Here is a 10,996-nt window from a genome sequence, read left to right on the forward strand (position 1 = left end):
GTAACAGGCCATGGCGCCGCTGCCGCGGACGCCTTTAATCAGGTCACCGCTAATCATGGGGAAGCAAGGCGGCCAGCGCGGCCGGCGACGTATCCGCAGTGGCGGCGTGCGGCGCCACCACGTCTCCCGGCCGCACTTTTTGCAGCCCGTCCACCACCACCTGTTCGCCCTCGTTCAGCCCGCTTTTCACGATGCGCCACTCGCCCACCGCCTGTCCCAGGGTAATGGCCCGATATTGCACCCGCCGGTCCTTATCCAGCACCAGCACATAACGTTTGCCCAGATCGGTGCCCAGCGCCTGTTCCGGCAGCAGGGCGACCCGCTGCACCTCGGAGGACACCAGGCGCACCCGGCTGAACAGGCCCGGCGTCAGGCTGCCGTCGGCATTATCCAAGACCGCCCTGGCCGCCAGGGTGCCGCTGCGGGGATCCACCACGTTATCCAGGAAACGCAGGCGCGCGCGGTGGGGAAAACCGTTTTCGCCCATCAGGCCGATAAAGACCGCGTTATCCTTGCCGCGCTGGGCGGCGGCATATTTCAGGTAGGCCTGCTCGTCCACATTGAACGCCGCGTATATCGGGCTATCGGAGACAATGGTGGTCAGCAGGCTGTCGGTGGTCACCAGATTGCCCCGGGTGATCAGCGCCTTGGAAATGCGCCCGTCGATGGGCGCGCTCACCTGGGTAAACGACAGGTTAAGCCGCGCCGTGGCCAGCGCCGCCTGCGCGGCGGCCACATTGGCCACCGTGACTTTGGCGTTGGCCTCCTGGGCATCCAGCTCGCTGCTGGAAATCGCGTTCACCACGATCAGCCGCCGGCTGCGCTCGCGGTTGGTCCTGGCGAGCGCCGCGTTAGCCACCGCCTGCTGGAGCCCGGCCTCCAGCCGGTCCACCTCCGCCTGATAGGGCCTGGGATCAATTTGGTACAGCACCTGGCCCTTATGGACACGCGCGCCGTCGTCAAACGCGATAGCATCGATAAAACCCCCGACCCGCGGCCTGACGTCCACGCTTTGGATGGCTTCCAGCCGGCCGGTAAAATCGTCCCATTGGCGTACCGGCTGGAACATCACGGTGGTCACCGCCACCGGGATCGCCTGCTGTGTTTGCTGCGCCGGGGCGGCGGGCTTACAGCCGGCGGCCATCAGGGCAGCCAGCGCCGGCAGCAATAATAGCGGCGCAAGGCGCGCGCCGTACTTGGGTGTGCTCATGGAACATCCTCTGCCTGAAAAGATAAAAGACGATAAAAGAGAAAAAAATAATACGACCGGTCGTATTGCAGAGCATGCAGGGTAAGCGCGGGAGGGTCAATAGAGGGCGGCGGCAAAAGGCACGATATTGCCGCTGGCGCGGGTCAGCGCGGGTTAATGGCCGCCGGGGCGGGCGGCAACCGCCGGATAGGCACGTTGCCGCACGCGGTGGCGTTTAATGGGCGGGCAGGACGATAGCGCTGTCCGCCAGCGTGCCCATGTCGTTATAAACGGCGCAGGCGGCGTCCACCAGATTCATGGCAAGCGCGGCGCCGCTGCCCTCGCCCAGGCGCATTTCCAGATCAAAATAAGGCCGCAGATCCAGATGGTCCAGGGCGATCTTCGCCCCTTTTTCCGCGGAAAGGTGCGAGGGGATGAAATAAGGCCGCGCCTGCGGGGCGATGCGGCAGGCGACCAGCGCGGCGGCGTAGGACAGGAAACCGTCCAGTATCACCGGGACCCCCTCGGCGGCGGCGCCCAGCATGACGCCGGCCATGCCGCCGAGATCATAACCGCCCACTTTCGCCAGCACGTCGAGGCCATCCCGCGCATCCGGGCGGTTTACGGCGATGGCGCGCTCCACCACCTCGATTTTATGCGCCAGCATGGACTGCGGCAGGTTGGCGCCGCGGCCGACGACGTCCTGCGCCGGCGCGCCGGTTAACACGCTCACCAGCGCGGCGGCGGGCGTGGTGTTCGCCATGCCCAGCTCGCCGACGCCGAATAAGGTGATGCCCCGGCCAACCGCGTCGGCGACCAGCGCCGCGCCGGTTTCAAGTACGGTGCGCGCCTGGCCGGCGGTCATCGCCGGACCGGTGGCGATATTGCCGCAGCCGCGGCCCATGCGCCGGTCCAGCAGTCCGGGCAAAGGCTGCTCGCAGTCAATGCCCAGATCCACCACGGTGACGGCCGCGCCGGCGTTGGCCGCCAGCACGCAGATCCCGGTGGTGCCCTTGACCATATTCGCCGCCTGGATGGCGGTAACGATGCGCGGCGATACCGCCACCCCTTCTTCGTATACCCCGTGATCGGCCACCATCACCATCATCTCTTTACCCGCAAACGCCAGCGGCCGGTCGCCCATAATGCCCGACAGCTGGACGGCAAGCGTCTCCAGGCGGCCAAGACTTCCCGGCGGCTTAAGCAAGCCGTCGAGACGCTGTTCCGCCCGCGCCATGGCCTTCTCGTCCAAAGGCCGGATGGCGTCGATGACCTGTTGCAGTGTTTTCATTACCTTCTCCTGGAAAATGGGTTACGGTTTCAGCGTGCGGGCATCATGGCCCGGCCGCTGTCGTTTAACTGGTTGAGCACACAAAATCCGTCGTTAAGCGTGACCTGGGTAAAGGCGTCCTGGCGGAAGGGAAAATGCCACATGGCGGCGGGCGGCATTCCCAGCAGCGTGGCCAGCAGTACGCCGAGCACGCCCTGATGGGCCACCAGCAGGATGGCGTCCGCGCTGTCCTGTTCGCGCAGGCGCGCGGCCGCAAGCCCCACCCGCTGCGCAAACGCCTGGAACCCTTCGCCGCCGGGCGGGGCCACATGCTGCCAATCGTCGCACCAGGCCGCATAGCGCTGCGGATCCTGCGTAGCGAGATCGCGATGATGGCGTAGCTCCCAGGCGCCGAAATTCATTTCGTCCCATTCCTGCCAGGCCTCAGGCGGCATGCCGGGACGGATGATATCGGCCGTCTCCCGGCTGCGCCTGAGCCGGGAGGTCAGGACCCGCCCGAAGGGAATCTCCGCCAGTTGCCAGGCCACCCGGTGCGCCTGGAATCGTCCCTTCGGCGTCAGGACCACATCGCTGACGCCGCAGTAAACGCCGTCGCGGTTGGCCTGGGTTTCGCCGTGACGCACTAAATAGAGTCTCATAGCGGAACGGCCAGGGCCGCGAGCAAAAACAGCCATTCGAATACCTCCACGCCGCAGCCCAGGGTATCGCCGGTCTGGCCGCCCAGCACCGCGTTAATCCTGGCGCGGTAGCCGTAGGCCAGCGCCAGGACGATAAGCGCCGCAGCAAGGCCGCGCAGGCCGGCAATCGCCAGGGTCAGCAGCATGCCGGCGAGCAGCGTCACGGCAAAATGATGACCGCTGATTTTGCCGATATAGACGTTGCCGAGCCCCGTTTCGCGGGCATAGCGCTGGTGATACATCAGAATGCTTATCAGGGCGCGGCTGACCACCGGAGCGGCGATGATATAGGGCAGCGCGCCGCCGGGATGCAGGCTTAGCGCCGCCATGGCCGCCAGCCGCAGGCCGATGGCGAATACCATGGCCAGCGCGCCGTTGGTGCCGATGCGGCTGTCGCGCATGATCTCCAGCATCTGCTCGCGCTTGCGCGCCGAGAAAATACCGTCGCAGGTATCCGCCAACCCGTCGAGATGAAAGGCCCCGGTGACCATGGCATTGGCCAGCACCGCCAGCAGGGCGGCCAGCGGCGTGCCGAACGCCGGCTGCGCCAGGGCGAAGACCAGCGCGCAGCACCCGCCCACCACCAATCCCACCACCGGCATCCAGATCACGCCGCGCGCATAGGCGTCCAGCGGCAAATCCCGCGTCCAGCGCGCGGGCACAGGCAGGCGGGTCATAAATTGCAGGGTGGCCAGAAAAGACGTCATTGTGTTGCCCCGCCGCGGCGATGGTGAGTATTTACGCAGGGATTGCCGGCAGGCTGGTCCCTCTGGTCGCCGCCTTTGATCGGCACCGGAATGCCGGATATCACCAGCCAGACGTCGGTAGCGGCGGCGGCCAGCCGCTGGTTGACCCTGCCCGCGATATCGCGAAACCGCCGGGCCAGCAGATTTTCCGGTACGATGCCCATGCCAAGTTCGTTGGTGACCAGCACCACCCGGCAGCGCGCGTCGGCGCAGGCGGCGATCAGCGCGTCGATGTGCCCGGCGATATGGCGCTCGATGGCGTCGAAATCCATCGCATCGGGCGGCGTGGCGCCCGCCTGGTCAAACAGCAGGTTGGTGATAAGCGTGGTGACGCACTCCAGCAGTACCGCCTCGACCCGGCCGGCATGGGCGCGGATCACCCGGTCAAGATCGCGATGGCCCTCCCAGGTCAGCCAGTGCGCGGGACGATCGCGGCGATGTTTTTCCACCCGCTGCGCCATTTCTTCGTCGGTCACCACCGAGGTGGCGATATACAGCACCGCGCCGCCGTCGCGGGCGGCAAGGCTTTCGGCCAGGCGGCTTTTGCCGCTGCGCGCGCCGCCGGTCACCAGTATCATGCCGGTTCTCCCGTCGCCGCCTGCTCACGCATAATACGGTACAGCAGCGGGATATCGATATGGGCGCGCATCTGGCCTGCCAGCGCATCAAACGACAGCTCCTTGCGCTCGCGCCAGCCGGTCACCGGCGTATCCAGCGCATCAAGGCCGCGCCGCTCGCGCAGCGCGTCAAGCAGCGCCCGGGTAAACAACGGGCTGTCGAACAGCCCGTGAATATAGCTGCCGGCCACGTCGCCCGCGGCGTTAACCGCGCCGTCGTCCTGCCGGCAGGGGCGGCCGTTTTGCCGTAATAACGTGGCGAAGGGACGCGCGCCGGCGCCAAGCGTGGTCTGGCCCATATGGATTTCATAGCCGCTCAGCGCCAGGCCGCCCGCGGCGGCGAAGATGCCCGCCGGCAAGGCCTGTACGCCGGCCTCCACCTGGGTGGTGATTTTACGCGGCTCGAAGCGGGTGTCGCAATCAAGCAGCCCCAGGCCGTCGGTTTCGGCGATGCCCGACTCGATGCCGTCGGTGACCCGCCTGCCCAGCATCTGGAAACCGCCGCAGATGCCCAGAACCGGCACGCTCTGTCCATGGGCGCGATGGATAGCGGCATCGATGCCGTTTTCCCGCAGGTAGGCAAGATCGCCCAAGGTGTTTTTACTGCCGGGAATAATCAGCAGATCCGGCACGCCCAGCGCTTCGCCGCGCTTTACATAACGCAGCCGTACATCCGGCTGCACCGCCAGCGCGTTAAAATCGGAAAAGTTGGCGATATGCGGCAACTGCACCACGGCGATATCCAGTTCACGGGCGCCGCCCAGGCGGTATTTATCCCCTTGCAGGGCGACGCCGTCCTCATCTTCCAGCGGCTCGTCGAACCATGGCATCACGCCCACCACCGGCACGCCGGTCAGCGCCTCGATTTGCGCGATCCCGGGCTTGAGCAGCGCCAGGTCGCCGCGGAATTTATTGATAATCACCCCCTTGACCCGCGCTTTTTCATCCGGGCGCAGCAGCGCCAGGGTGCCGTAAATGGCGGCGAACACCCCGCCCTTGTCGATATCGGCCACCAGCAGCACCGGCGCGTTCGCCTGTTGCGCCATGCCCATATTGACGATATCGCGATCGCGCAGGTTGATCTCCGCCGGACTGCCGGCGCCCTCGAGCACGATAATATCGAAATCCGCCGCCAGGCTGCGGAATACTTCGCCGACCCGCGCGCGCAGCTGCGGCTTGTAGCGATGGTAATCCATGGCGTCCATGTGGCATAGCGCCTCGCCCATGACGATCACCTGCGATTTCCGATCGCTGGTCGGCTTGAGCAATACCGGGTTCATGCGCACGTCCGGCTCAATGCCCGCCGCCTCGGCCTGGAACACCTGCGCCCGGCCCATTTCAGCGCCATCGCGGGTGATCCAGGAATTCAGCGCCATATTCTGCGCTTTAAACGGCGCCGCGCGGTGGCCGTCCTGGGCAAAAATACGGCACAGCCCGGCTACCAGGACGCTTTTACCCACGTCGGACGCGGTGCCCTGCACCATGATTGACATCGTCATACTTTTGCCTCCCGGGATTGTTCGTAAAAAGCGAACAGTTCATCTTCCGTCTTCACCAGCGGCATGCCGAGCCGGGTATGCGCCTTGATGAGCCAAGGCTGGCTCAGCCCCGCGCGCGCCAGCATCGCCGCTTGCTGGAACACCTCCCGCTCGCTGCCCTCGGCCAGCAGGCGTCCCTGCGCCATGACATAGATGTAATCGCAGATATGATAAATCAGGTCGATATCATGGCTGGCGATGATGACGTGCCGGCCCTGGGCCGCGATGCGCTGGATAATGCCGATCATCGCCTCGCGGCCCTGCGGATCCAGCCCGGCGGTGGGTTCGTCCAGCAACAGGTAATCCGATTGCATCACCAGCGCCCCGGCGATGGCCACGCGTTTTTTCTGGCCATGGCTGAGGTACTGGATCGGCCGGTGGCGAAAGCCGTTGGCCCCCACCAGCGTCAACGCCTGCGCCAGGCGCGCCTGGATGACCGCTTCATCCACGCCGAGGTTGCGCAGGGCAAACGCGATATCGCTGTCGATATCGGTATAGAACAGTTGGTGATCCGGTTCCTGGAACACCATGACCACCTGCTGGCGCAGCGCCAGCAGGCTGCGTTTATCATAGTCCAGCGGCTTGCCCCGCCACAGCACCCTGCCGCTTTGCGGCTTTTGCAAACCCAGCAGGTTCATGAACAGCGTGGACTTGCCGCAGCCGTTGGCGCCAATCAAGCCGGTGACCCGGCCGCGGCTGAAATCCAGCGTTAAATCGCACAGCGCCGGCTGATCCTGTTGCCAGGAAAAACAGAGTGCTTCGGTCGCTAACATCGTCGATCCTTATAAATGGAATTCGCCCTGGTACAATTTCACCTCCAGCGCGACGGACATTTCCCGGTAGCGGGTGATGACCCGCAGCATCAGCATGCCCACCAGCATCGCCAGCGAATGATAGCCGGTACGCAGCGAACAGTAACCGAAGCGCAGCGACTGCGCCTGACGGATGGCGTTGGCCTCGTCAAGAAAGATAAAAATAAAGCGATAGCTTAGCAGGGTATGCTCGATCAAGAGCCGCGGCAGGCGGCAGCGTTTGAGGATCTGGATAATCTGGGTAAAGGGCGTGGTCAGCACGAATAAATAGGTGGCCGCCAGGGCGGTCATGCTGCGCCACATGGCCAGATTGGCCAACGCCAGGCCCTGTTTATCCAGCCCCAGGTACAGGCTTCCCAACCGCACGCTGTAGATCATACCGCCGCCGGACCAGGCAAAAGATACCGCGATGCTCAGCAGGCTGACCGCCAGAAATCCCAGCGGCACGCTGAGCCAGCGCAGATAGCGCGCCAGGTTCACACGCGCCACATAGCAGGTCAAGGGGATCAGCAGCAGCAGGGTGGCGCATTGATACAGCGGCGATGTCAGCAGCGCAATGCCCAGCAAGGCCGCATAGAGAACGAACTTGCGCATCGGATCCCGCGCCTGCCAGCGGTTTTGCCAGGACAGGCGATCGATTTCAAGCATGACGTCCGTCCCGGCCGGCGTCGTCTTCATCTTCGGGCTGGCGGCCGTCGCCGCGGCCTTCCCCACCGCGCTTGTTTTTGCCGCGGCTTTCCCTGCCGCGATAAAAACCGAGAATATAAAATACCACCCCGGTGCCGATCGAGCCTTGCAGGGTAAACAGCAGGCTTTCGATTTCACTGCTGGCGGGTTCATAAAGCGACGAAAACCAGGGTTTATAATTGGGCGCCAGGGTGCCTATCAGACCTTCCGCCTCGTTGTCCGATCCGCCGTAGCTGCCGCCATGGTTGATAAAAAACGGCATCACCATCAGCGCCACCACCAGGGAAAGCAATATCAGCATTTTTTTCATTTTAATGACTCCCGACGGTTAACAACTGCCGTTTGGTCAGTTGGTCGTAAATCATGACGGTTAACAGTCCTTCCGCGATGGCGATGGGGATTTGCGTCAGGCAGAACACGCCCATAAATTTCAGCGCCGAGCCGGTAAACCCAAACACCGGGTCGGGGAACGCCAGTCCCAGTTGCAGCGACGTCACCATATAGGTGGACAGATCGGCGAGCATGGCGCACAGGAACACCGCCACATCGCGCCGCAGGCCTAAGCGCAGCGACAGCCGCCAGACCACATACCCCACCATCGGGCCGACCACCGCCATGGAAATGGCATTGGCGCCCAGGGTGGTCAGGCCGCCGTGGGCCAGCAGCAGCGCCTGGAACAGCAGCACCACCGCCCCCAGCACCGACAGCACCCACGGCCCGAACATAATCACCGCCAGGCCCACCCCGGTGGGATGGGAACAGCTGCCGGTCACCGACGGGATTTTCAGCGCCGACAGCACAAAGATAAACGCGCCGCACAGCGCCAGCAGCACCTTGCGGTTGCTGTCCTCGGCCACAATCCGCCGCATGCGCGTCAGTCCGATCGCCAGACAGGGTAAAAACAGCAGCCACCAGGCCAGCGCCCACATCGGCGGCAGGAAACCCTCCATGATATGCATGGCGTACGCATCCTGCGGCACCACCAGCAATAACAGCGTCATGCCGGCGCCGAACGCGGACATCCCCTTGCCAATCTGTAGGTTCATCGGTTAACTCCTCGGTTATCCATTAAAATGCGCTGTTGCGGCGGCGGGCCAGCCTTTATTGACCACCACCGTGGAAAAATAAGGTAACGCCTGATCTGGCGCCAGGTCGCCCAGCGCGCGGAAGCACCTCTCCTGCGGCAACGATGCGTCCGCCATCAGCAGGGCGTGTTCCAGCAGGCCAAGGCGGCCCAGCAGCGCCTGGATGCGGGCAAAACGGCCATACACCTTCATCAGCACCACACAGTCATGGGACAGCAGCGCCTGTTCCAGCGCGCTTTCATCATCGGTGCAGGCCATCACCGCCAGCGACTGGCTTTCCATCGCCAGCGGCATTTGCGCCCGGGCGGCGATGCAGGCGAACGAGGTGACGCCGGGAATAATGTCGATGGGTATGCGCCCCTGCAGCCGCGCCAGTAAAAATACCCAGGTGCTGTACAGCATGGCGTCTCCCAGGGTAATAAAACCCACCTGCAGCCCCTGCTCCACATCAGCGGCCATTTCGCGGGCCACCGCGTCCCACACGGCATCCTTTTCCCCGGCGTCCAGGCTCATGGGAAAATGGCGCGTCCTGATATCGACCCGCGCGGCGAGATATTCGCGCACAATACTCAGCGACAGGCTGTCGCCGCCCTTGCGTCCCGCCGGCGCGTACAGCACATCCAGTTGGCCGAGCACGCGGGCGCCGCGCACCGTAATCAAATCGGCGGCGCCCGGCCCGGTGCCGATGGCATACAGCCGGCCGGTCATGGCATCACCTCTTCGGTGACGCGATCCAGGAGATGATCGACAAACAGCTGCTGGACCAGCGGGTTTTCCCCCAACCCCTGTACCCAGCACCGGCATGCGTAGCCGGCACGCTGTAGTTGGCTTTTCCAGGAATCGGGCTCCCCGGACGCCATATCGTTGATGGCGTGATCGCCCGCCACCAGCATCAGCGGCATTAAATGCACCTTGCGTACCTTCTGGGCGTTCAGCCGCGCGATGACCAACTGCAGATCGGGATAACTTTCCACCGCGCCGATAAGCGCGGGGATACCGCGCGCGGCCAGCATATGATCCAGGCATGCGTAGGCGGCAAACGCATGATGGCGGGTGCCGTGTCCCATAAACACCACCCGCTCGTCGTCGGCCAGCGCGGGCATTTGCGCCTGTAGCGCCGCCATCAGCCGCCCGTAATCGCGCTCGTCGTTAAGCAATGGCGCGCCGATATGCAGCCGGTCGAAACGTCCGCGCCAGGCCGCGGCGTGATGCAGGATTTTTTCGTACTCATCGCCGTTGATGATATGCAGCGACTGGATCGCCACATCCCGATAGCCCTGTTGCCAGAGTTTTTCCAGCGCCTGCTGCGGCGAATCGATAAACAGGCCGTCCCGCTGCGCCAGCTTGCGCATGACCATGCCGGAGGTGAAGGCGCGAAACGGGACGCGATCGGCGAATGCGGCGGCCAGCCGCCGTTCGCAGGCGTCGATATTGCGCTCGCGCGCCTCGGTGTAGGTGGTGCCGAAACTGATGGTCAACAGCGCTTTTTTCATGATGATTCCTTATTCGCCGTGCCGGCGGCGTTCAGCCACTGGTCCAGCCGGTGTGCAAACGCGTCCGGCGTGCTTATCACGTCATCCCACCGCATCAGCGGCCGGCGGATGACCACGCAGGGGATATTCAGCGCCAGGCAAGGCAAGACCTTTTCGGCGTAGCCTCCTTCCCGGCCGGATTCCTTGGTGATCATGACCTCTGGCCGGTACTGGCGGTACAGGGCCAGGTTCAGCTCGCGGTTGAAGGGACCGGTCATGGCGATCACCTGGCTGACGCCCAGGCCCAGCTCCGCGCACTGGGCCAGGATCGCGGCGGTGGGCAGCACGCGGGCTATCAGGGTTTTGCCCGGCAGCAGCCTGACGTAATCAGCCAGCTGTTTGCTGCCGGTGGTCAGCAGGATGCGCTGTCCCAGCGCCGCCGCCGTCCGGCACGCCTGCTCTATCGAATCCACCGGTAATAAACGGGGATGCGTGATGGCGTCGATATCGCTGGGACGTTCATAACGCGTCAACGGCAGCGCCAGCGCCCGGCACGCCGCCGCCAGATGTTGCGACGCCAGCTCGGCATAGGGATGGGACGCGTCGATAACCCAGCGCGCCCCCGAAAGCCACCCGGCCATGCCGGCGGCGTCCATGCGGCCCACCTGCCTGGCGCCGCCCACGCCCGCCGCCAGCGCCTCGCCGGTGGCGGTGGCCACCGACAGGCTATAGGACACCCCGCGCCGGGCCATCACCCGGCATAACGCCAGCGCGTCGGACGTGCCGCCGAGAATATGCACCTGGGGCGCCGGCGCGCGGACGGCATCCTGCGCGCAGCCCCTCCCCCCGCCGCCGTCAACCGGCTCCCGGGCTGCTGCAGGT

Annotated in this window: 12 protein-coding genes and 1 pseudogene; all 13 read right to left on the minus strand. The window is 64.5% G+C overall.

The genetic code is table 11. The features are described 5' to 3' along the window. Nucleotides 1–49 precede the first annotated feature (49 nt). The 13 genes and pseudogenes from ACL2XM_RS09440 to cobK all read right to left on the minus strand — a co-directional run bounded on the left by ACL2XM_RS09440 (nt 50) and on the right by cobK (nt 10,914). On the minus strand, nt 50–1,210 hold the full coding sequence (locus ACL2XM_RS09440) for an efflux RND transporter periplasmic adaptor subunit (protein ID WP_413722848.1): 1,161 nt from the start codon (nt 1,208–1,210) through the stop codon (nt 50–52). Nucleotides 1,211–1,424: 214 nt separating this feature from the next. Beyond that, nucleotides 1,425–2,480 carry a nicotinate-nucleotide--dimethylbenzimidazole phosphoribosyltransferase gene (cobT, locus tag ACL2XM_RS09445; protein ID WP_413722847.1) on the minus strand — a complete coding sequence of 352 codons (1,056 nt, stop codon included), beginning with the start codon at nt 2,478–2,480 and terminating at the stop codon, nt 1,425–1,427. A 29-nt stretch (nt 2,481–2,509) separates the two neighbouring features. Beyond that, the gene (locus tag ACL2XM_RS09450) at nt 2,510–3,118 is read right to left on the minus strand and encodes an adenosylcobalamin/alpha-ribazole phosphatase (protein ID WP_413732780.1); all 609 of its coding nucleotides are present in this window, start codon (nt 3,116–3,118) and stop codon (nt 2,510–2,512) included. Further along, complete coding sequence (gene cobS / locus ACL2XM_RS09455) at nt 3,115–3,864, minus strand: adenosylcobinamide-GDP ribazoletransferase (RefSeq protein ID WP_410015112.1); 750 nt, start codon at nt 3,862–3,864, stop codon at nt 3,115–3,117. Before cobS ends, ACL2XM_RS09450 begins: the two co-directional genes overlap by 4 nt. Before the next feature lie 74 nt (nt 3,865–3,938). Then, nucleotides 3,939–4,481: pseudogene (gene cobU / locus ACL2XM_RS09460) on the minus strand (bifunctional adenosylcobinamide kinase/adenosylcobinamide-phosphate guanylyltransferase); the annotation flags it as partial. After that, nucleotides 4,478–6,019: a cobyric acid synthase gene (locus tag ACL2XM_RS09465; RefSeq protein ID WP_413722845.1), complete on the minus strand. Its 1,542-nt coding sequence runs from the start codon at nt 6,017–6,019 to the stop codon at nt 4,478–4,480. The gene ACL2XM_RS09465 and the pseudogene cobU, both read right to left, overlap by 4 nt. Next, nucleotides 6,016–6,831, minus strand: coding sequence for an ATP-binding cassette domain-containing protein (locus tag ACL2XM_RS09470; protein ID WP_413722844.1), 816 nt, complete (start codon nt 6,829–6,831; stop codon nt 6,016–6,018). The genes ACL2XM_RS09465 and ACL2XM_RS09470 overlap by 4 nt, the downstream gene beginning before the upstream one ends. 9 nt (nt 6,832–6,840) lie before the next feature. After that, complete coding sequence (locus ACL2XM_RS09475; protein WP_413732781.1) at nt 6,841–7,518, minus strand: energy-coupling factor ABC transporter transmembrane protein; 678 nt, start codon at nt 7,516–7,518, stop codon at nt 6,841–6,843. Next, the gene (locus ACL2XM_RS09480; protein WP_413728432.1) at nt 7,511–7,867 is read right to left on the minus strand and encodes an energy-coupling factor ABC transporter substrate-binding protein; all 357 of its coding nucleotides are present in this window, start codon (nt 7,865–7,867) and stop codon (nt 7,511–7,513) included. The genes ACL2XM_RS09475 and ACL2XM_RS09480 overlap by 8 nt, the downstream gene beginning before the upstream one ends. 1 nt (nt 7,868) lies before the next feature. Beyond that, nucleotides 7,869–8,603: a cobalt ECF transporter S component CbiM gene (cbiM, locus tag ACL2XM_RS09485; protein ID WP_413722842.1), complete on the minus strand. Its 735-nt coding sequence runs from the start codon at nt 8,601–8,603 to the stop codon at nt 7,869–7,871. 15 nt (nt 8,604–8,618) lie between these two features. After that, nucleotides 8,619–9,350: a cobalt-factor II C(20)-methyltransferase gene (locus ACL2XM_RS09490; protein ID WP_410015118.1), complete on the minus strand. Its 732-nt coding sequence runs from the start codon at nt 9,348–9,350 to the stop codon at nt 8,619–8,621. Beyond that, nucleotides 9,347–10,135, minus strand: a complete 789-nt coding sequence (cbiK, locus tag ACL2XM_RS09495) for a sirohydrochlorin cobaltochelatase (protein WP_410015119.1) — start codon at nt 10,133–10,135, stop codon at nt 9,347–9,349. The genes ACL2XM_RS09490 and cbiK overlap by 4 nt, the downstream gene beginning before the upstream one ends. Next, nucleotides 10,132–10,914 (minus strand): precorrin-6A reductase, encoded by a 783-nt coding sequence (cobK, locus tag ACL2XM_RS09500; RefSeq protein ID WP_413732783.1) that lies wholly within the window; start codon nt 10,912–10,914, stop codon nt 10,132–10,134. The genes cbiK and cobK overlap by 4 nt, the downstream gene beginning before the upstream one ends. Nucleotides 10,915–10,996: the final 82 nt, after the last annotated feature.

The sequence above is a fragment of the Sodalis sp. RH20 genome (assembly GCF_047324205.1).
In the GTDB taxonomy this organism is placed as follows: domain Bacteria; phylum Pseudomonadota; class Gammaproteobacteria; order Enterobacterales; family Enterobacteriaceae; genus Acerihabitans.

What these genes read in the sequence shown, in the direction of transcription:
- ACL2XM_RS09440 (WP_413722848.1), bottom strand. Translation starts at nt 1,210, where the DNA reads ATGAGCACACCCAAGTACGGCGCGCGCCTTGCGCCGCTATTATTGCTG.
- cobT (WP_413722847.1), bottom strand. Translation starts at nt 2,480, where the DNA reads ATGAAAACACTGCAACAGGTCATCGACGCCATCCGGCCTTTGGACGAG.
- ACL2XM_RS09450 (WP_413732780.1), bottom strand. Translation starts at nt 3,118, where the DNA reads ATGAGACTCTATTTAGTGCGTCACGGCGAAACCCAGGCCAACCGCGAC.
- cobS (WP_410015112.1), bottom strand. Translation starts at nt 3,864, where the DNA reads ATGACGTCTTTTCTGGCCACCCTGCAATTTATGACCCGCCTGCCTGTG.
- ACL2XM_RS09465 (WP_413722845.1), bottom strand. Translation starts at nt 6,019, where the DNA reads ATGACGATGTCAATCATGGTGCAGGGCACCGCGTCCGACGTGGGTAAA.
- ACL2XM_RS09470 (WP_413722844.1), bottom strand. Translation starts at nt 6,831, where the DNA reads ATGTTAGCGACCGAAGCACTCTGTTTTTCCTGGCAACAGGATCAGCCG.
- ACL2XM_RS09475 (WP_413732781.1), bottom strand. Translation starts at nt 7,518, where the DNA reads ATGCTTGAAATCGATCGCCTGTCCTGGCAAAACCGCTGGCAGGCGCGG.
- ACL2XM_RS09480 (WP_413728432.1), bottom strand. Translation starts at nt 7,867, where the DNA reads ATGAAAAAAATGCTGATATTGCTTTCCCTGGTGGTGGCGCTGATGGTG.
- cbiM (WP_413722842.1), bottom strand. Translation starts at nt 8,603, where the DNA reads ATGAACCTACAGATTGGCAAGGGGATGTCCGCGTTCGGCGCCGGCATG.
- ACL2XM_RS09490 (WP_410015118.1), bottom strand. Translation starts at nt 9,350, where the DNA reads ATGACCGGCCGGCTGTATGCCATCGGCACCGGGCCGGGCGCCGCCGAT.
- cbiK (WP_410015119.1), bottom strand. Translation starts at nt 10,135, where the DNA reads ATGAAAAAAGCGCTGTTGACCATCAGTTTCGGCACCACCTACACCGAG.